Genomic DNA, 18,143 nt, shown 5'->3' on the forward strand with positions numbered 1-18,143 from the left:
ATAAAAAAGAAGGTCTAAAGACCTTCTTACTTGAAATACTAGATTGTATTTATTTAGATTTGATATAGTTAACACCATCAGCTTTTGGTGCTACTGCTTTACCAAAGAATGCAGCCAAGACAATAATTGTCAAGACATATGGTGCAATTTGCAAGTAGACGTTTGGTACATGTGAAATAAGCGGAAGTTGTTTCCCGATAATTGCCAATGATTGTGACAAACCGAAGAATAAACTTGAGAGCATAGCTCCAACTGGATTCCAACGACCAAAAATCATAGCAGCCAAGGCGATGAAACCAGGACCTGCAATCGTCGTAATAGCAAAGTTGTTAGAGATGGATTGAGCATAAACTGCACCACCAACACCACCAAGGAATCCTGAAATCATGACACCATAGTAGCGCATACGGTAAACATTAATACCAAGTGTATCCGCTGCCTGTGGGTGCTCACCTACTGAGCGAAGACGCAAACCAAAGCGAGTCTTGAAGATAACCCACCAAGACACAACTGAAACCAAAATCGCTACATATGCAATCAAGGAAACGTTCGTAAAGAAGACTTTACCCAAGACTGGAATGTGGCTCAAAATTGGAAATGATACAGTTTTAAAGTTATGGCTAATAGCAGGTGTTTGACCAGCACCATAGATAACGCGTGTCAAGAATACCGCCAAAGATGGTGCGATAAGGTTCAACACTGTACCAGAGACAACATGGTCCGCACGGAAATTAATGGTCGCAACCGCGTGGAGCAATGAGTAAACAAGACCAATAAGACCTGCTACAATTGCGGCAATCCAAGGAGTTGCATCACCAAAACTATCTGCAAAATTCAAGTTAAAGAGAACACCTGCGAAGGCTCCAATAACCATGATTCCCTCAAGACCGACATTTACGATACCGCCTCGTTCAGAGAAAGTACCACCGATACTTGTGAAAATCAATGGTGCTGAGTATTTCAGCATAGAGGCAACAATCAAGGCTAAAATTGTAATGAAGTCCATATTAGTTTTGTCCTCCTTTAGCTTTCACTGACTTTTGACGAGGGCGAACCCAATATCTAATAATATAGTTAGCACCGACAAAGAAGATAATCAAAGCAGATACAACGTCGATAACTTCAGGAGGCACACCAATCATACCACTCTTACCTACAGACAAGACACCATAAAGAAGGGCAGCAAACGGAATACCAATAGGTGAATTAGTAGCCAAAAGAGCAACCGCCATACCGTTCCAACCAATTGCCAATGAAGAGTTTTGAACAAAGGCATTTTGGAAGGTACCAAGTCCTTCTACTGTTCCTCCAAGTCCACAAAGGGCACCTGAAATAATCATAGACATGATAATAACACGTTTTGATGACATCCCTGCATATTCAGATGCATGAGGGTTAAGACCTACAGATGTAATTTCAAAACCAGTTGTTGTTTTCTTGAGCATGAACCAAACAAGGAAAACTGCTGCAAGAGCAAGGAAGAAACCAATATTAAAACGTGAGCCACCGGTTAGAGAGGATAAGAATTCTGTTTGATAGCTTGCAGAGGCTGCGACCTTATTAGATGCTTCTGATGAACGCAACATGTCGGCTGTAAAACCAAATCGAACAATATTGTTTGCTACATACAAAATGATGTAGTTCATCATGATGGTAACAATGACCTCACTAGTTCCCAAGTAAGCACGAAGAATACCCGGAATTGCACCAGCGATACCACCAGCTACTAGACCGATGATTACTGTACAGAAAACTGAAACTACTTTTGGTAATTCTGGAAATGATAATGCAAACCATACAGCCGAAGTCCAACCTGCTAAAGCCTGACCAGGCAAACCAACGTTAAAGAAACCAGCTTTAGATGCTACAGAAAATCCGAGTGCGATAAGAATCAAGGGACTCATGGCACGAAGAATTTCACCAATATTTTTCAAAGAACCGAAGGCTGTACTGAAGAGATCATAGTAAGCCCAGAATGGATCGTAACCAAAGATTAACATCAATACAGCCCCGATCAACATTCCCAAGAGGACAGCAATCAAAGGAACTGCCCAATTTTGTGTTTTCTTAGACATTTGCTTCCTCCTTATTCAATTGTCCACCAGCCATTAGGATACCAAGATCTTGCTTATTCGTTTCAGCAGGATCTAGGATACCTTGAATTGCACCATCGTAGATAACTGCAATTCTGTCTGACATATCAAGAATTTCATCCAATTCAAAGCTGACTACAATAACAGCCTTACCTTTATCACGCTCAGCGATAATACGTTTACGAATGTATTCAATGGCACCTACGTCAAGACCACGAGTTGGTTGACTGACAATAAGAAGCTCTGGGTCACGGTCAATTTCACGGGCGATAACAGCTTTTTGTTGGTTACCACCAGACAAGTCACCACCAGCAATCAACTCTCCAGCACCACGAACGTCAAATTCTTCCATCAATTCTCGAGCTTTAGCATTGATAACATTATAGTTCAAGATACCATTTTTCGAATTTGGCTCCTTGTAGTAGGTTTGAAGGGCAATATTTTCAGCTACTGTCATTTCAAGAACCATACCGTCACGGTGACGGTCTTCAGGAATATGACCAACACTCATCTCTGTAATCTGACGAGTTGTCTTATGAATAATAGATTCACCCTTGATAGTAATGTCACCAGACTTAACTTTACGTAGTCCAGTAATCGCTTGAACAAGCTCTGTTTGACCGTTACCATCAATACCGGCAATACCGATGATTTCACCCGCACGAACATCTAAAGATAAGTTCTTAACGGCAGGAACACCACGGTTCTCATTAACCACCAAATCTTTAATAGAAAGAACAACTTCTTTTGGATTTGAAGGAATTTTTTCTGTTTTAAAGGAGACATGACGACCAACCATCATTTCGGCCAAGTCAGCATTTGTTGATCCTTCAATTGTCACTGTATCAATTGATTTACCACGACGGATAACTGTGACACGGTCAGAAACCGCACGAATCTCATCCAATTTATGGGTGATAAGGATAATTGACTTGCCTTCTTTGACCAAGGTTTTCATGATGTTTAGAAGTTCAGTAATTTCAGACGGAGTCAATACCGCAGTCGGTTCATCGAAAATCAAAATATCAGCACCACGATACAGAGTCTTAAGGATTTCAACACGCTGTTGAGCACCAACAGAAATATCTGCCACCTTAGCTGTTGGATCTACCGCAAGACCATATCTTTCAGAGAGCTCAGTAATTTCCTTAATAGCCTTCTTCATATCAAGGACACCACCAGCTTTGGTTACCTCACTACCCAGGATGATATTCTCAGCAACTGTAAAAGCTTCAACCAACATAAAGTGTTGGTGAACCATCCCAATCCCCAATTTCGTTGCTTTCGAAGGTGAATCAATCGTCACCTCTTGTCCATTAACCTTAATAATCCCGCTTGTTGGCTGTAAAAGACCTGCAAGCATGTTCATTAAGGTTGACTTACCAGCACCATTTTCACCGAGGAGGGCATGGATTTCTCCTGGTCTCACATCAAGATTGATATGATCATTTGCCACAAATTCACCAAATTTTTTGGTAATATCGTGCATCTCAATGATATTTGGCTTCGTCATACAATCTCCTTTCAAGAATTATTTTTATATCAGCAAAGGGAAATATAAACTGCTTCCCTTTGCTGAGACAAAAATTGTCCCAGTTTAGATATTATGGATTATTTGCTAAGACCATCAGTTGGTTTCAATTCACCATTCTTGATTTGTTCTTTAGCTTTTTCTACTGCATCCTTGATATCAGAAGGAAGCTTAGATGTTACGATGTCAACACCACCATCTTTGATACCATAAGTCTTAGTAGAACCACCTTCAAATTTATCGCCTTTAAGTTGTCCGTTAGCGATATCTTTAACAACTGTACCAACTTTTTTGATTGTTGAAGTCAAAACAAAGTTAGATTTTTTCTTGTCTGAAGATGTATAGTTACCTTCTGCATTTTGGTCACGGTCAACACCGATTACCCAAACTTTCTTATCGCTGTCAGCATCAAGTTTTTCGTTAACTTCTTTAGCTGCTGTGAAGACACCAGTACCAGTACCACCAGCTGCTTGATAGATTACGTCAACGCCTGAAGCGTACATAGTTGAAGCAATTGTTGTACCTTTAGCAGCGTCTGAGAATGATTCAGCATATTGAACTTGTACATCGATGTCTGGTTTTACAGATTTAGCACCTGCTGTGAAACCAGCTTCAAAACGTGTAATTGTATCTGATGTTTGACCACCAATGAAACCAACTTTATTTGTTTTTGATTGCATTGCTGCTGCGATACCTGCAAGGTAAGCACCTTCGTTATCAGCAAACAAAACGCTCTCAACATTCTTTTGGTCTTTGATGACATCATCAATGATTACGTAGTTAACATCTTCATGTTCCTTAGCAGCATCTGAAACAGCATCATGAAGGGCAAAACCAACACCAAAGATGAGGTTGTAACCTTGGCTTTGAGCAGCTGACATATTGTTTGCAAAGTCAGACTCTGAGTTTGATTGGAAGTAAGTAAAGCCAGAATCTTTTTTAAGTTTGTTAGCTTTACCCCACTCTTGGAGTCCTTCCCATGCTGATTGGTTAAATGATTTATCATCTACCCCACCAGTATCTGTAACGATAGCAGCTTTAACTTTAGAATCAGCTGATGATCCACCGCGTCCGCCACGAGCACATGCTGCAAGACCAAGTGCTGCTACAGCAACAAGGCCAAGACCGATAATTTTCTTGTTCAATTTCATCTTGAACACTCCTCCTATAACTTGCAAGAAAACTTGCTTAATAAAGAATAAAACAACTAGACTATTGTAAGTCTGTAAAAGAGTATGGTAACAACTCTCCGACTGTCATCTCGACTGTCGATTTATCTTCAGCGATAAGAATCACTTTAGAATCGGATTTAAAAAATTCAACCATCACTTGGCGACATGCACCGCATGGTGATATAGGCTCTTTGGTATCACCGTAAACAGCGAGACACTCAAAATCACGGTGTCCTTCAGATACCGCTTTAAAAATAGCCGTTCTTTCTGCACAATTGGTCAATCCAAAAGAGGCATTTTCTATATTGCAGCCTTGAAAGATTTCTCCATTTTTTGTAATCAAAGCCGCACCAACTCTAAACTTAGAGTAGGGAACATAGGCATTTTCAGCTGCCTCTTGTGCTGCATTTATCACTTGCTCTTTTTCAATAACTGTCATGACTTTCTTGCCCTTTCATTATGGCCACTCCTGACGAAGTACCAATACGGGTTGCACCAGCTCTGATAAAGGCTTGAGCCGCCTCAAGTGTACGTGCTCCACCAGATGCCTTGACTCCCATAGTAGGACCCACAGCTTCTCGCATAAGTTCAATATCTTCAATGGTAGCACCACCAGTAGAAAAACCTGTAGATGTCTTCACAAAATCTGCACCTGCCAGTTTTGCTAATTGGCAAGCTTCGACCTTTTCTTCATCAGTCAATAGACAAGTTTCAATGATAACCTTTACAAGTTTACTTCCACTAGCTTCAACAACAGCTTTAATATCGTCTTCAACTAATTTAAGATTTCTAGATTTAAGAGCACCGATATTGATTACCATATCAATTTCATCCGCCCCATTGGAAATAGCATCCTTGGCTTCAAAAGCCTTAACTGCTGAGGTCGATGCTCCCAAAGGAAAACCAATAACCGTACAAACTTTAACAGAACTATCTTTTAGCAATTCAGCTGCCGTTTTGACCCAAGTTGGATTAACACAGACGCTGGCAAACTCATACTTCTTAGCCTCATCAATTAAGGAAAGAATCTGTTCTTTATTAGCATCAGCTTTTAGTAAGGTATGGTCAATATAGCTATTAACAGACATAAACAAACTCCTTGATTAGAATTAAATTAAGGGTTAGCGAATTATCTTTAATATTTCTGTCGTTTCTTTACATTCACTACCCATAATAACATTTTTTTCGAATTCAGTCAGCATTTTTTCAGATAAAATTTCTTGGCTATAGGCCTTGGCAATAAGGTCTCCTTGAGTCACAGAATCGCCAACTTTCTTTTCAAATACAATTCCTGTTTCATAATTAAGACTATCTGACTTCGTAGCTCGACCTGCTCCTAATTGCATAGCGAATTTTCCAAATGCCATAGCAGGTAACTCTTTAATGTAACCTGTTTCATGAGCATGAATATCTGTCACGACAGGCGCACTGCTATGACGATAAAGATCGGTCAAATCACCACCTTGAGCTTGGATGAGTTCTTCAAACTTAGCAAGGGCTTGTCCTCCCACTAAGTGCTGACGAATCTCTTCCTGACTAGCTTCAACCTGAACCAAATCTAATAGAATCTCAGCCAACTCACAGATAAAGTCAGTGATATCTTCACGTCCCTTACCTTGCATAATCTCAATAGCCTCAGTGATTTCTAAACGGTTACCAATAGCTTTACCTAGTGGCTGACTCATATCTGTAATAACTGCAATCGTTTCACGATTGACCTCATGCCCTAGTGCAACCATGGTCTCAGACAACTTCTCAGCGTCAGACATATTTTTCATGAAAGCGCCTTGACCAACAGTAACATCCAGTAAAATCTTATCAGCGCCTGCTGCAATCTTTTTGGACATAACAGAGCTTGCGATTAGAGGAATGGAATCTACTGTTGCAGTGACATCACGCAAGGCATAAAGAAGTTTATCAGCCTTAACCAAATGCTCAGACTGACCAATAAGGGAAATCCCAATGTCTTTAACTTGCCGAATGAACTCTTCCTTGCTACGCTCAACCTGATAACCTTTGATAGACTCTAATTTGTCAATTGTTCCACCTGTGTGTCCGAGACCACGACCACTCATCTTAGCCACTGGAACGCCAAAGCTAGCTACAAGCGGCATCAGAATGATGGTTACCTTATCACCAACGCCTCCGGTCGAATGTTTATCTACCTTAATACCTGGAATTTCTGACAAATCATATTGTTCGCCTGAAGCAACCATATCAGTGGTCAAATCATGGATTTCACGAATAGACATACCTTGATAATAAATCGCCATCGCCAAAGCAGCTATCTGATAGTCTGGTATTTCCCCAGACACATAGCCATTAATGAGATATGAAATTTCCTCTGTGCTTAACTCGCCACCATCTCTTTTCTTTTCAATTAAATCAACTGTTCTCATAATTTCTCACTTCTAAGGATATAATATCCTTTAGCCTTTTTAACGACTTCAGCATTACCAAACACATCCTCCATCTTAGCCTTAGCTGACGGAGCACCTTGTTTTTTCTGAATAACAATAGTTAGGTTACCACCTTGATTGAGATAATCATATGCCTCCTCGATAACTTGATGAACCACTTTCTTGCCCGCACGGATAGGTGGATTAGAAATAATATAGTCAAAACTTCCAGTGACATTTTCATAGATATTTGATTGGAAGATAGTAGCTTCAACCTTATTTCGTTGAGCATTTTGTCTAGCTAAATCAATCGCCCTACTATTGATGTCAATCATAGTGACTTTAACTCCTTGGACCTTGGCTAAACTGATACCGAGAGGACCATAGCCACAACCCACATCTAAAAGCGTTTTGCCAGCTTCCAAATCTAATGCACTCAAAAGCACTTGACTCCCAAAATCAATCATTTTTTTAGAGAAAACCCCAGCATCTGTATAAAACTGAAAACTTTCTCCTAATAAGTTTACCTTTAAATCGTGAATATCGTGAGCCGCATCTGGCGTCTCAGCATAATACATTTTTGACATTGTTTTTTCCTTCTAGATAGTACTTTTTCTCTATCGTATCATAAATAGAAAAGTAAGGCTAGTGAAATGACAAGGCTTACATTCGACCTTTTTTTCTGCTATAATGTTATTTATGTTAAATGAATTTATCAATTTCGAAACGATATCACGCAAGGAATGGCAACGCCTTCATAAAGAGGACAATGCCCCATTGACTGCAGAAGAACTGGATTCCATTCGCAGCCTTAATGATAAGATCGATGTGCAAGAAGTTAGTGACATTTATCTTCCTCTTATCAATCTTATTCGTATCTATCAGAAAACTGCCAATGATCTGACCTTTTCTAAAAGTATCTTTTTACAAAAATCACAGACTAACCGTCCATTTATTATTGGGGTATCTGGTTCAGTTGCTGTTGGCAAATCCACTACCAGTCGTTTGCTTCAACTCTTGTTGCAGCGTACCTTTCCCCAATCTAATGTTGAACTTGTGACAACTGATGGCTTTCTCTATCCTAACCAAACCTTGAAAGAAAAAGGCATCCTTAATCGTAAGGGCTTCCCTGAGTCCTACGATATGCCACTTCTTCTCAACTTTTTAGATACTATAAAAAATGGTGGTGATGTCAATATTCCTGTTTACTCTCATGAAATTTATGATATTGTACCAGGACTTACCCAAGAAATCAGACAGCCCAATTTTCTAATTGTCGAAGGGATTAATGTTTTCCAGAACCCTATTAACCAACGACTTTACATGAGTGACTATTTTGATTTTTCTCTCTACATTGACGCTGAAGTTAATAATATCGAATCCTGGTATCTTGAACGTTTTCAAACCCTTCTTGAGCTTGCCAAAAAAGATGAAAACAACTACTACCATAGTTTTACTAAATTTAGTAAGGATGAAGCTTTATCTTTAGCACAAAAAACCTGGCGTGATATCAATTTGGTTAACCTGGAAAATTATATCGAACCTACACGAAGTCGAGCTGAACTGATTCTTCACAAGGGAGACAATCATAAAATCGACTTCATCCACTTAAAAAAATAGAAAAAGCTTGCCAAGGGGCCTAAAATAACGTATAATGACATAGTTAGATAAATTTTGGAGGTGAAAACATTGGCAAATATTAAATCAGCTATCAAACGCGCTGAACTTAACGTTAAACAAAACGAAAAAAACTCAGCTCAAAAATCAGCTTTGCGTACTGCTATTAAAGCATTCAACGCTAACCCAACTGAAGAAGCTTACCGTGCTGCATCAGCTAGCATCGATAAAGCCGCTTCTAAAGGTTTGATTCATAAAAACAAAGCAAGCCGCGATAAATCACGTCTTGCAGCTAAATTGGCTAACTAATTGAAAGCTCCATTTAGGAGTTTTTTTATTACCTAAAAAACCTGCTAGATTATCGTCTAGCAGGTTTTCTTTATTAATTAAACTCCGGTGATCTTAACTTCAAAAATCGTTCCCTTTGGTTGATTATCTTTAACAACAATTGTTCCTTTAAGGGCTAAAACAATTTGTTGCGCTAGGGATAAGCCAAGTCCAAACCCACCTTTTTGTCTGGTTCTAGCCTTATCTACGCGATAAAATCGATCAAAGATTTTTTTCTTATCACTATCTGATATTCCAGGACCATTATCAGCTACAGAAATATAAAGATGCCGGTCATTAGTGCGGACAGTAAAGGTAACATGTCCGTCATCTTCCGTATATTTAATCGCATTATCAAATAAGATGGTCATTAACTGTTTCAATAACGTTTTATCAGTCTGGATTGGACGACCAACTTGGTTTTGAGCCGTGAAACCTTTCTCATTTTCTTCTGCAATCATGGCATAGTTGGTAAAGACTGTATCAAAGAAAGCAGGTTCTAAGGTTTCGATTTCTGGTTTAATACCATCGTCACGACGAGCCAAGTTCAAAAGATTAGTCGTCAAAAGACGCATGTTGCGTACTTCATCAAGACTTGAAGCAATATTCTCTGAATTATCTAGAATGGTGCTCTCAGGCTTGCGGAAAAGAACTTCTAATCTGTTTTGAATCACAGCAAGCGGTGTCCGTAACTCATGGCTAGCATTCTCAACAAAAGCCTTCTGCTTCTCCAAGCTTTCCTGGATAGGACGTCTTGACCACTTAGCCAAATACATACTAGCCGCAACAGATAAAAGCCAGAAGAAACTCATCATGATGACAATTAGCTTAACATAACGTTCAGTGGCTTCTTCCAATTGAGTTGTATTAATCGCAATAACAAGGTACTTAGCATCAGGATAGAGGCTATTATCTACTTTTTCAGTAATCAGACGGTACTTTTCCGTTTGATCGAAATAATTCTGAGCACTTCCCTTGCTGATAACATCAATGTTATTTTTGTCTATTGGTAAATTGGATAAGCTTGAAAATTTATCAACAACATTAAGGACTTTTCCATTCTTATCAAGTACCAAGACACTAGTATTTGCCGCAACAGATAAATCGTGAGGGGTATCTTCAATTTTTGATTTCTTCTTAGGCTCTTTCTTAGAGCCACTCGAGTCAGGTGTTTCAGCTGTCGACTCTTTAGTATCATAGGCTTGGTAAATGGTTGTCGTATTATTTTGATCTACCTCAGAAGTCAGAAAAAGTTCCCGTTTTAGCATTTCCATTTCTAAATAAGAATTGGTTTTAGTGGCTGCCATTTTCAGACTAGAGTCCACATTGGAATAAACGCCGTAACTCAGAATCTGCAAAATCATGACAGTCATGATAAGGAAAATACCAGAAAAAGTGGCAAAGAAATGAATGAACGACTTAAATCCGTCTGACTTGATTCTCCTAAAGAGATAATTGAAAAATTTAGTCAGCATTCTTCAAAATATACCCCACACTTCTCAAGGTTTGGAGATTGGCAGCAAAGTCTGTTCCTTTAAGTTTCTTACGAATTTTAGAAACATAAACCTCAACAACTGATACTGTGGTATCACTATCAAATCCCCAAAGACGGTCAAAAATTTGTGACTTAGGCAAAATTACGTTTTGACTTTGTAAGAAGTAAACTAATAAATCAAACTCTTTACCAAGAAGTTCTACTTCTTTATCCCCCACAAAGGTTGAATTTGTAGCAAGATTGACACGAACATCACCAAAAGAAAGTGTGTTTTGGTCAAATTTACCAGATCGTTTCAAAAGTGCTTGAATACGCATCTTCAACTCTTCTAAATAGAAAGGTTTGGTTAGATAGTCGTCTGCACCCAGTTCAAAGCCATGACCCTTATCATCTAGACTTTCCTTAGCCGTCATGATAAGTACAGGAGTTGTTACACCTTTTTCACGTAATTCTCTAAGAACCGTGAAACCATCTTTTTCAGGTAACATAAGGTCTAAAAGAATCAAATCATAGACGCCACTTTCAGCTTCGTAGAGACCTTCATCTCCATCAAAGACTTGCATCACATCAGCAAAGTCATCTAAAAAATCAAAAACTGAGTTCGACAAACTCAAATCATCTTCTACTAGTAGTATTTTAATCATAGTTATCCCCCTTGTTAGGTGTCAAAGATACAAATAACACTTTGACTAAGTTTTATCATTATATCTAAAATAGACGTAATCATCTAGTGCTTTGATCTTATTTTATTTAGATTTAGTCTACTAAACTTTCCTTAAGTTTTTCATAACTCTAACAAAAAAACAGCACCAATAGGTACTGTTTATATCGATATTTCTTCTTAGAACAAACCAACAGCTGTTCCGTCTTCAGCTACGTCCATCTTGAGGGCTGCTGGTGCTTTTGGAAGACCAGGCATTGTCATGACGTCTCCTGTAAGAGCTACGATAAATCCAGCACCTGTTTTAGGAACAAATTCACGGATAGTGATATCAAAACCTTCTGGTGCTCCAAGTAAGAATTGGTTATCTGAGAAGCTATATTGTGTTTTAGCCATACATACTGGCAATTTATCCCAACCGAATTCTGCAAATTGTTTGAGTTGGTTCTTAGCTTTTTTCTCGAAGACAACTGATTTACCACCATAGATTTCAGTAACAATCTTAGTGATTTTTTCTTCCAAGCTATCATCATCAGAATAAAGACGTTTATAGTCGGCATTACCATTTTCAACAGCATCAACTACTGCGTTGGCAAGGTCAATACCACCATCAGCACCATTAGCCCAAACGCTAGCCAATTCAACAGGAACATCGATTTCTGCACAAAGTTCTTTAAGGGCTGCAATTTCAGCTTCTGTATCAGCAACAAACTCGTTAATAGCAACGACTGCTGGAAGACCAAATTTACGAACGTTTTCTACATGACGTTTCAAGTTTGCGAAGCCATCACGAACGGCCTGAACATTTTCTTCAGAGAGGTCAGTTTTGGCTACCCCACCGTGCATTTTGAGAGCACGAAGTGTTGCAACAATAACAACGGCATCAGGAGTTGTTGGGAGGTTTGGAGTCTTGATATCAAGGAATTTTTCAGCACCAAGGTCAGCACCGAAACCTGCTTCAGTAATCGTATAATCAGCCAAACGAAGAGCTGTAGCTGTAGCTAGAACTGAGTTACATCCGTGAGCGATGTTGGCAAATGGACCACCGTGTACCAAGGCTGGTGTCCCATAAATTGTCTGTACCAAGTTTGGTTTGATGGCATCTTTAAGAATAAGGGTAAGCGCACCTTCAATTTCAAGATCACGTACATAAACTGGTGTACGATCATAACGGTAGGCAACTACAATATTTGCCAAACGTTCTTTAAGGTCATTAATATCAGTAGCCAAGCAAAGAATCGCCATGATTTCAGACGCAACAGTAATATCAAAACCATCTTCACGTGGAATACCATTAAGTGGTCCGCCAAGACCAACGTTTACATGACGAAGCGCACGGTCATTAAGGTCAACCACACGTTTCCAAATGATACGGCGTTGGTCAATGCCGAGAGCATTTCCTTGATGAATATGGTTGTCAAGAAGGGCTGACAAAGCATTATTCGCTGTAGTAATAGCGTGCATATCCCCTGTGAAGTGGAGGTTGATATCTTCCATCGGAAGCACTTGAGCGTAACCACCACCTGCAGCACCACCTTTGATTCCCATAACCGGACCAAGTGATGGTTCACGAAGGGCAATCATTGTTTTCTTACCAATTTTGTTAAGAGCATCTGCAAGACCAATTGACATGGTTGATTTCCCTTCACCAGCTGGTGTTGGGTTGATAGCTGTCACCAAAATCAATTTTCCTGGCTTATTGTCTTTGACAGCATTGATTTTATCAAATGACAATTTTGCCTTATATTTTCCGTAGAGTTCCAAATCGTCAAAGCCGATTCCAACTTTTTCAACTACTTCTGTGATTGGTTTTAATTCTACACTTTGAGCAATTTCGATATCTGTTTTCATGAGACACTCCTCTATATTTTTCTAGAATCTATTATATCAGAGTTTGATAAAAAACGCATTATTTTTGGTTAATTACTTTTCAATGTTCGGTTTTTGTTTTGTTATAAATCGTTATAACTTTAATTTATAGGGGTACGCCTCAAAAATACTTACTTTTTATTTACTAAAGACCCAATTTTTAGTACAATACTACTATGAAAATTTTGATTACATCGGGTGGTACCACTGAAAAGATTGATGCTGTACGTGGAATCACAAACCATTCAACAGGTTATCTAGGAAAGGAAATCGCTGAACTTTTCTTGGCTAAGGGTCACCAAGTAACCTTAGTAACGACCAAGACAGCGGTTAAACCAGAACCGAAAGAAAATCTAAAGATTACAGAAATTACGAACGTAGAAAGTCTTCTCAAAAAGATGGAGCCACTCGTCAAAGAGCACGATGTTCTTATACATAGTATGGCAGTCTCTGATTATACTCCTATTTATATGACGGATTTTGCTGAACTGGAGGACACCGAAGATCTCGCTCAATTCTTGCATAAATCTAACACTGAAAGCAAGATATCATCGGCTTCTGATTATCAGGTTCTTTTTCTTAAAAAAACACCGAAGGTCATTAGCCTCGTCAAACAATGGAATCCTGATATTCAATTGATTGGCTTCAAACTTTTGGTTAATGTAAGTAAAGAAGAGCTTTTTGAGGTTGCTCGTGCAAGTCTGAAACACAACAAAGCTGATATTATTGTTGCCAACGACTTGAGTGACATTACTCCAAATCAGCATATTGCCTATCTTGTTGACGAAAAAAACGAGGAGAAAGTTACGACTAAATCTGCGATTGCTCGAGCCTTATTTGAAAGGATATGCCATGACTAAACGTATCATCCTTGCTGTTTCAGGATCAATATCTGCCTATAAAGCAGCTGATCTAACAAGTAGGTTAAAGAAAAAAGGTTATGACGTTCACGTCATTATGACTGAAGCTGCTCAAGCCTTTATCACCCCTCTGACACTTCAAGTCCTTTCGAAGAACCCTGTTCACACTGATGTCATGGAAGAAAAATTGGCTGAACGTATTAATCATATTGACTTAGGTAAAGAAGCTGACCTCTTTGTTGTAGCTCCAGCTTCAGCAAATACCATTGCCAAATTAGCATATGGTCTAGCCGATAATATGCTTACTGCTACTGCTTTAGCTTTACCTAGCACCACCCCAAAACTAATTGCCCCTGCAATGAATACGAAAATGTATGAAAATCCACTGACTAAGAAGAATCTAAATACTTTGCATGACCTTGGCTACCAAGAAATTCTTCCAAAATCAGGTTTACTGGCTTGTGGAGATACAGGACGTGGTGCCTTAGCTGATATTGATGACATTATTGAATCCATTGACAATGCTTTAACAAAATAGCCTTGCAGAGAATAAAAAGGAGTTTATGATGAATAAGAAAAATAAAGCAAACCAAACGGCTCAGTTATCCCTCTTGATAGCTACAATGGTTGTAATCGAAGTACTCAGTCAAACCATCTTTGCTGCTTTTGTACTTCCAATCAAACCAACCCTAACCCATATCCCAGTTATTATCGCTAGCATCGTCTACGGTCCTAAAATTGGAGCTTATTTGGGTGGCTTCATGGGAATTATGAGTATTATTCGAAACACTGTTATCTATACGGTTAGTAGCTATCTCTTTAGTCCTTTTGTTGAAGGGGGAACTTGGGCATCTGCAGTCATTGCCATCGTTCCTCGTATCCTGATCGGTATTTTCCCTTACTTTGTCTACAAATTACTTCAAAACCGTCTAGGTCTGATGCTATCTGGGGTTTTAGGTGCTTTCACAAATACATTTTTCGTACTTCTCGGCATCTATTTCCTAATCCCTAACTTCTACACAGCAGGTGGCAAAACACTGATGGCAACCATTTTCACAACAAATTCGATTGCTGAAATGATTATCGCCGGTCTGTTAACTCTAAGTATCACACCAGTGTTACTGCGATTGAAAAAATAAAGAAAAAACATGGTAATTACCATGTTTTTTTTCTTTAATTATGGTATAATGTAAGCGTTTAAAAATATAAAGGAGATTGCTATGTCTTACACTGAAAATTATCAAAAATGGCTCGACTTTGCTGAATTGCCTGCTTACCTTCGTGATGAGTTGGTCGCAATGGATGAAAAAACGAAAGAAGATGCCTTCTATACCAACCTTGAATTCGGTACAGCTGGTATGCGTGGATTGATTGGTGCCGGTACTAACCGCATTAACATTTACGTTGTTCGCCAAGCAACTGAAGGTTTGGCCCAATTGATTGACTCAAAAGGGGAAGAAGCTAAAAAACGTGGTGTTGCTATTGCTTACGATAGCCGTCACTTCTCTCCTGAGTTTGCTTTTGAATCTGCTCAAGTTTTGGCTGCTCACGGTATCAAATCTTATGTATTTGAAAGCCTACGTCCAACACCTGAATTGTCATTTGCTGTTCGTCATCTCCACACATTTGCTGGTATCATGGTAACAGCTAGCCACAACCCTGCTCCATTTAATGGTTACAAGGTATACGGTGAAGACGGTGGACAAATGCCACCTGCAGATGCCGATGCTTTGACAGATTACATCCGCGCTATCGAAAATCCATTCACTGTCCAATTGGCTGACCTTGAAGAAAGCAAAGCTAGCGGCTTGATTGAAGTTATCGGTGAAAACGTCGACGCTGAATACTTGAAAGAAGTCAAAGGCGTTAACATCAACCAAGACTTGATCAATGAATACGGTCGCGACATGAAGATTGTCTACACACCACTTCATGGTACCGGCGAAATGTTGGCTCGTCGTGCCCTTGCCCAAGCTGGATTTGAAGCAGTTCAAGTTGTTGAAGCTCAAGCCGTTCCAGATGCTGACTTCTCAACCGTTAAATCTCCAAACCCTGAAAGCCAAGCTGCCTTTGCTCTTGCTGAAGAACTTGGTCGCAAAGTAGACGCTGATGTATTGGTTGCAACTGACCCAGATGCTGACCGCCTTGGTGTTGAAATCCGCCAACCAGATGGTTCTTACCTCAACCTTTCTGGTAACCAAATCGGAGCTATCATTGCTAAATATATTCTTGAAGCTCACAAAACAGCTGGTACCCTTCCTGCCAATGCTGCCCTCTGTAAATCAATCGTATCAACTGAGTTGGTTACTAAGATTGCAGAAAGCTACGGCGCAACTATGTTTAACGTCTTGACTGGTTTCAAATTTATCGGTGAAAAAATTCATGAATTTGAAACACAACACAACCACACTTACATGCTTGGTTTCGAAGAAAGCTTCGGTTACCTCATCAAACCATTCGTACGTGACAAAGACGCTATCCAAGCTGTTCTTATCGTTGCTGAAATCGCTGCTTACTACCGTTCACGTGGCATGACTTTGGCAGACGGTATCGAAGAAATCTACAAACAATATGGTTACTTCGCAGAAAAAACTATCTCTGTTACCCTTTCAGGTGTTGACGGAGCTGCTGAAATCAAGAAAATCATGGATAAATTCCGTGACAATGCTCCTAAACAATTCAACAACACAGACATTGCTAAGACAGAAGACTTCTTGGAACAAACAGCTACTACTGCTGACGGCGTTGAAAAATTAACAACTCCTCCAAGTAACGTACTTAAATACATCTTGGCTGATGATTCATGGTTTGCCGTTCGTCCTTCAGGTACAGAACCAAAAATCAAATTCTACATTGCTACAGTTGGTGAATCTGAAGCAGATGCTAAAGAAAAAATTGCTAACATCGAAGCAGAAATCAATGCTTTCGTAGGCGAATAATACTTAAGACTTAGAGCTAAGCTCTAAGTCTTTTTTATACATGACAATACTAGGATTACGTAAGCAAGTCACCTTTTTCATACTAAAACTACGAAACCACCTATAGATTGATCTATAGGGGGTATTTTTATGATTCAATTATAGAGCGCCAACTTGTGAATGATGCTTAAACAAGGAATGAGTAGCTTCATGAATATGACGAGCAGTTTCTGCATTATTCATGGTATAGAGGTGAACGCCTGCAACATCTTGAGTAACAAGGTCGACAATCTGGTCAATAGCATAGGCAAGACCTGCCGCTCTAAGTGACTCAGGATCATGTTCATACTTATCCAAAATGGCACGGAACTTACGTGGCAAATGGATATTTTCACAAGTCTTAAGCAAACGTAGAGCTTGGTTACGATTCAAGATAGGCATAATTCCAGCATGAATTGGTACGTCAATGCCAGCCAAGGTACATTTATCTTGAAAATCATAGAAACGCTCATTATCAAAGAAGAGTTGGGTTACAAGGCTAGAACAACCTGCATCAACCTTTTTCTTGAGGTTTTGGATATCAGAGATTTGATTTGCTGAATCGGGATGCCCTTCAGGATAGCAGGCACCGATGATATCAAATTGAGGAGCTTGGTCCTTGATAAACTCAATCAAATCAGTTGCATATCTAAAATCTTTAAGAGGTTCAACACCTGGGATAATATCGCCACGTAGGGCTAAGATACGGTGTACACCAACAGCATCCAAGTCACGTAAGGTATCAGCAACCTTTTCTTTACTCAAATAGATAGCTGGAAGGTGAGCAATCGTTGGGATAGCTAGGTCATTTTGAATATGATCTGCCAAAGGAACCGTCGTCTCTTTGATATTATATTTGTTATTACTAGCTGTCACACTGATAAAGTGTGGGGCCAATCCTTGCATATCCTCGAGGGCACGTAGAATTTTTTCATTACCCACTGCTGGGTTGGGTGGAAATACTTCAAAAGAGAGTGATGGTGTTTGGCTTGTCATATTTTATACCTTCTTCTTTTTAGATTTTTGTTAAGACAAAAGCAGTTTTAAGTGCCTACTGACTTCATAAGTAGCGTACACTTGTTAATCATAGCCTGCTTGCAAAAATCTTTAGAATATTATTAGCTATTGAAAACCTTCTACACTTAAGGAAGAAGGTCTTCAA

At 39.3% G+C, this 18,143-nt stretch carries 18 protein-coding genes; 6 read left to right on the forward strand and 12 right to left on the reverse strand.

Annotated elements, in window-relative coordinates; translation table 11 throughout:
* Positions 1 to 49 precede the first annotated feature (49 nt).
* From HMPREF1519_RS05100 to HMPREF1519_RS05135, 8 genes are all read right to left on the reverse strand, one after another.
* Complete coding sequence (locus HMPREF1519_RS05100; RefSeq protein ID WP_022496689.1) at positions 50 to 1,006, reverse strand: ABC transporter permease; 957 nt, start codon at positions 1,004 to 1,006, stop codon at positions 50 to 52.
* A gap of 1 nt (position 1,007) precedes the next feature.
* On the reverse strand, positions 1,008 to 2,075 hold the full coding sequence (locus tag HMPREF1519_RS05105) for an ABC transporter permease (RefSeq protein ID WP_004182077.1): 1,068 nt from the start codon (positions 2,073 to 2,075) through the stop codon (positions 1,008 to 1,010).
* A complete protein-coding gene (locus tag HMPREF1519_RS05110) occupies positions 2,068 to 3,606 on the reverse strand; it encodes an ABC transporter ATP-binding protein (RefSeq protein WP_022496690.1) in 1,539 nt (512 codons plus the stop codon). Before HMPREF1519_RS05110 ends, HMPREF1519_RS05105 begins: the two co-directional genes overlap by 8 nt.
* 98 nt (positions 3,607 to 3,704) lie before the next feature.
* Positions 3,705 to 4,769, reverse strand: coding sequence for a BMP family lipoprotein (locus HMPREF1519_RS05115; protein ID WP_277619134.1), 1,065 nt, complete (start codon positions 4,767 to 4,769; stop codon positions 3,705 to 3,707).
* Positions 4,770 to 4,836: 67 nt separating this feature from the next.
* Entirely contained in the window at positions 4,837 to 5,235 is a 399-nt protein-coding gene (locus tag HMPREF1519_RS05120; RefSeq protein ID WP_022496691.1) for a cytidine deaminase, read from the reverse strand.
* A complete protein-coding gene (gene deoC, locus HMPREF1519_RS05125; protein WP_022496692.1) occupies positions 5,222 to 5,884 on the reverse strand; it encodes a deoxyribose-phosphate aldolase in 663 nt (220 codons plus the stop codon). The genes HMPREF1519_RS05120 and deoC overlap by 14 nt, the downstream gene beginning before the upstream one ends.
* Positions 5,885 to 5,917: 33 nt before the next feature.
* Positions 5,918 to 7,195, reverse strand: coding sequence for a pyrimidine-nucleoside phosphorylase (locus tag HMPREF1519_RS05130; protein WP_022496693.1), 1,278 nt, complete (start codon positions 7,193 to 7,195; stop codon positions 5,918 to 5,920).
* Positions 7,192 to 7,782 carry a class I SAM-dependent methyltransferase gene (locus HMPREF1519_RS05135; RefSeq protein ID WP_014633038.1) on the reverse strand — a complete coding sequence of 197 codons (591 nt, stop codon included), beginning with the start codon at positions 7,780 to 7,782 and terminating at the stop codon, positions 7,192 to 7,194. Before HMPREF1519_RS05135 ends, HMPREF1519_RS05130 begins: the two co-directional genes overlap by 4 nt.
* A gap of 112 nt (positions 7,783 to 7,894) precedes the next feature.
* On the opposite strand from HMPREF1519_RS05135, the gene coaA reads away from it, so the two are divergent.
* Both coaA and rpsT read left to right on the forward strand, forming a co-directional pair.
* A complete protein-coding gene (gene coaA / locus HMPREF1519_RS05140; RefSeq protein WP_022496694.1) occupies positions 7,895 to 8,815 on the forward strand; it encodes a type I pantothenate kinase in 921 nt (306 codons plus the stop codon).
* Positions 8,816 to 8,884: 69 nt separating this feature from the next.
* A complete protein-coding gene (rpsT, locus tag HMPREF1519_RS05145; protein WP_004182129.1) occupies positions 8,885 to 9,121 on the forward strand; it encodes a 30S ribosomal protein S20 in 237 nt (78 codons plus the stop codon).
* A 77-nt stretch (positions 9,122 to 9,198) separates the two neighbouring features.
* On the opposite strand, the gene HMPREF1519_RS05150 is transcribed toward rpsT, so the two are convergent.
* The 3 genes from HMPREF1519_RS05150 to HMPREF1519_RS05160 form a co-directional block, all read right to left on the reverse strand.
* Positions 9,199 to 10,614, reverse strand: a complete 1,416-nt coding sequence (locus tag HMPREF1519_RS05150) for a sensor histidine kinase (RefSeq protein ID WP_004182392.1) — start codon at positions 10,612 to 10,614, stop codon at positions 9,199 to 9,201.
* Positions 10,604 to 11,278, reverse strand: coding sequence for a response regulator transcription factor (locus HMPREF1519_RS05155; RefSeq protein ID WP_022496695.1), 675 nt, complete (start codon positions 11,276 to 11,278; stop codon positions 10,604 to 10,606). The genes HMPREF1519_RS05150 and HMPREF1519_RS05155 overlap by 11 nt, the downstream gene beginning before the upstream one ends.
* 197 nt (positions 11,279 to 11,475) lie before the next feature.
* Positions 11,476 to 13,146, reverse strand: a complete 1,671-nt coding sequence (locus tag HMPREF1519_RS05160; RefSeq protein ID WP_004182072.1) for a formate--tetrahydrofolate ligase — start codon at positions 13,144 to 13,146, stop codon at positions 11,476 to 11,478.
* Between the two features lie 194 nt (positions 13,147 to 13,340).
* Between HMPREF1519_RS05160 and HMPREF1519_RS05165 the strand changes: the two genes are divergently transcribed.
* The 4 genes from HMPREF1519_RS05165 (at position 13,341) to HMPREF1519_RS05180 (ending at position 16,963) form a co-directional block, all read left to right on the forward strand.
* Positions 13,341 to 14,024 (forward strand): phosphopantothenate--cysteine ligase, encoded by a 684-nt coding sequence (locus HMPREF1519_RS05165; RefSeq protein WP_022496696.1) that lies wholly within the window; start codon positions 13,341 to 13,343, stop codon positions 14,022 to 14,024.
* Complete coding sequence (coaC, locus tag HMPREF1519_RS05170; RefSeq protein WP_022496697.1) at positions 14,017 to 14,562, forward strand: phosphopantothenoylcysteine decarboxylase; 546 nt, start codon at positions 14,017 to 14,019, stop codon at positions 14,560 to 14,562. Before HMPREF1519_RS05165 ends, coaC begins: the two co-directional genes overlap by 8 nt.
* 28 nt (positions 14,563 to 14,590) lie before the next feature.
* Entirely contained in the window at positions 14,591 to 15,163 is a 573-nt protein-coding gene (locus tag HMPREF1519_RS05175) for an ECF transporter S component (RefSeq protein WP_022496698.1), read from the forward strand.
* Positions 15,164 to 15,244: 81 nt separating this feature from the next.
* The gene (locus tag HMPREF1519_RS05180) at positions 15,245 to 16,963 is read left to right on the forward strand and encodes a phospho-sugar mutase (RefSeq protein ID WP_037611391.1); all 1,719 of its coding nucleotides are present in this window, start codon (positions 15,245 to 15,247) and stop codon (positions 16,961 to 16,963) included.
* A gap of 138 nt (positions 16,964 to 17,101) precedes the next feature.
* Here the strand turns inward: HMPREF1519_RS05180 and metF are convergent, their stop codons facing one another.
* Positions 17,102 to 17,977, reverse strand: a complete 876-nt coding sequence (metF, locus tag HMPREF1519_RS05185; RefSeq protein WP_022496700.1) for a methylenetetrahydrofolate reductase [NAD(P)H] — start codon at positions 17,975 to 17,977, stop codon at positions 17,102 to 17,104.
* Positions 17,978 to 18,143: the final 166 nt, after the last annotated feature.

Origin of the sequence: Streptococcus sp. SR4, assembly GCF_000517725.1 — a bacterium.
Taxonomy (GTDB): Bacteria; Bacillota; Bacilli; order Lactobacillales; family Streptococcaceae; genus Streptococcus; species Streptococcus salivarius_F.